Origin of the sequence: Nocardia farcinica, from assembly GCF_029867845.1 — a bacterium.
Taxonomy (GTDB): domain Bacteria; phylum Actinomycetota; class Actinomycetes; order Mycobacteriales; family Mycobacteriaceae; genus Nocardia; species Nocardia farcinica_A.
The window spans coordinates 1-2,398 of record NZ_JARWRU010001006.1; the positions used below are offsets into that span (position 1 = coordinate 1).

At 71.4% G+C, this 2,398-nt stretch carries 1 protein-coding gene and 1 pseudogene; both read left to right on the top strand.

From position 1 onward, the window contains the following. Positions 1-382: 382 nt before the first annotated feature. On the top strand, positions 383-1,978 hold the full coding sequence (locus QH283_RS22315) for an SMP-30/gluconolactonase/LRE family protein (RefSeq protein WP_280504916.1): 1,596 nt from the start codon (positions 383-385) through the stop codon (positions 1,976-1,978). Between the two features lie 6 nt (positions 1,979-1,984). Next, positions 1,985-2,305 (top strand): annotated as a pseudogene (locus tag QH283_RS22320) (SDR family NAD(P)-dependent oxidoreductase); the annotation flags it as partial. Positions 2,306-2,398: the final 93 nt, after the last annotated feature.

Here is a 2,398-nt window from a genome sequence, read left to right on the forward strand (position 1 = left end):
CCATAGGGACACCCCCCCGCGCGTCGACCGCCGATCACCCGCCCGCCCGCGACCGGCTCACGTCATCACCCCCTGACGAGAGCGAGTCGGCCGAACGCGCCCACCCCGGGCGACTCGTGCGATAATCTCATTCTCGATTTCGAATATCGCATACCCGCGATCGGGCGCCACTCGCGCCCGGCAGACCGGGCGGATCGTCGCGCCCGCGAACCAGCGATCGAGCGATAACCCTGTCGCGCAATGCTTTTCCCGCACCTTCCCGACACCTCTCCGGCTCGCGCACCCCACCCAGCTCGCCAATCAGCCAAGTATTGCAATCCTTGCGAGGATTGACGTAGCGTGACCGGCGACACACTCTGCCGATCGTCTTGGGAGGCCCGCCGTGACCGGAGGGGCACGCTACGTCAGCACCGCATCCATCCAGCTCGCCGAAGGCGTGAGCATCCGGCGGCTCACCCCGCCCAGCCGCCTGTTCGGGGCCAACGGCCTGCGCACCGGCCCGGACAAGCGCATCTACGTGGCTCAGGTGGCGGGCAGCCAGATCAGCGCGCTCGACATCGCCACCGGCGAGATCGAGACCGTCAGCGCCAAGGGCGGCGATATCGTCGCGCCCGACGACATCGCCTTCATCCCGTCCGGTGAACTGGTCGCCACCGAGTACATGGACGCGCGGGTCAGCGTGCGCGGCGCCGACGGCCGCAGCCGGGTGCTGCGCGACGACCTGCCCGGCGCCAACGGCATCACCGTGCACAACGGCAGGTTGTTCGTGAACGAGTGCCGTATCGGCGGCCGCCTGATGGAGCTGCCACTCGACGGCGGCGCCCCGAAGGTGTTGCAGGACAACCTGCCCATGCCCAACGCCATGGAGGTCGGCCCCGACGGTCTCCTCTATTACCCGGTCATGGGCACCAACGACATCTGGCGCATCGACCCCGACGGCGGGACCCCCGAGCGCGTCGCCGGCGATCTCGGCGTCCCGGACTCGGTGAAGTTCGACGCCGAGGGTTTCATCGTCTCCACCCAGGTCGCCACCGGCCAGGTGCTGCGCATCGACCCGCGCACCGGTGACCGGCAGATCCTGGCCCAGCTCGATCCCGGCCTGGACAACTGCACCTTCGTCGACGGCAGGCTCTTCGTCTCCAGCTTCGACGGCGCGATCACCGAGATCCTCGGCGGCGGACGGACCGAGGCGGTGCTGGCGGGCGGTCTGATGTGGCCGCTGGACCTGACCGTCGGCCCGGACGGCACGCTCTACATCGCCGACGGCACCTTCTTCTACGCGCTGCGCGAGGGCGAACCGCACGTGCTGGCCTCGCTGTTCAGCCCGAACACCCCCGGCTACGTGCGCGGCGCCACCGCCGTCGGCGTCGACGAATTCCTGGTCGCCACCTCCGACGGCAACATCTCCCGTTACCGGCACGGCGGCGAACCCGAAACCGAGGTCATCGCGGCGGGTTTCGACCAGCTCTACGGCATCGCCGCCACCGCGGACCGCTCGATCGTCGCGGTCGAGTCCGGCCCGGGCCGGGTGCTGTCGATCCGGGGCGGGCAGACCGAGATACTGGCCGCGGGCCTGCACAGCCCCACCGGCGTCGCCTTCGGCCCGGACGGGCAGATCCTGGTTTCCGAAACCCGAGCAGGCCGCGTGGTCTCGGTCGCCGCGGGCGGGGTCGACACCGTGGTGGACGGGCTGGAGACCCCGCACGGCATCCTGGTGCGCGGCAGCCGGCTGCTCATCGTGGACTCCGGTCTGAAACAGCTGATCGCCGTCGACCTGACCACCAAGGCGCGCCGGACCCTGGCCGCCGAACTCCCGGTCGGCGTGCCGGAGGGGGTGGTCGCCAAACCGCTGCGCGGCACTCCGCCGTTCTCCGGCCCGATGGGTCCGTTCGCCGGCATCGCCGCCGGACCCGACGGCACCGTCTACGTCTCCGCCGATGCCGAGGGCAGCGTCCTCGCCGTACGGATCGAGGGGTGATCGGCGATGAGTGCGAACGGTTCGGCCGCGATCGACCTGCCCGAGATCAGCTTGGCCGGCCGCGTGGTGATCGTGGCCGGGGCGGGCGGTGGCGGTATCGGCACCGCCATCACCGGGCTCGCCGCACGAGCGGGCGCCACCGTCGTCGCGGTCAGCAGGTCGAAGGAGAATCTGGCCGCCCATGTCGAACCGCTGGCCGCGCAGGGTCTTCCGGTGATCCCGCTGTCGGCCGACGCGAGCACCGACGAGGGCGTGGCGGCCATCCTCGAACAGGCGAGGACCGCGCCCGGCGAACTCCACGGCCTGGTCAAGGTGGCCGGGGGGGCCCCCGCCCCCGCCGCGGGGGGGGGCGCCCCCCGGGCCCCCCCCGGCGGGCCGGGGGGGGGGGGGCGCGCGAAGGACAGCCAGTAGATGAAAACA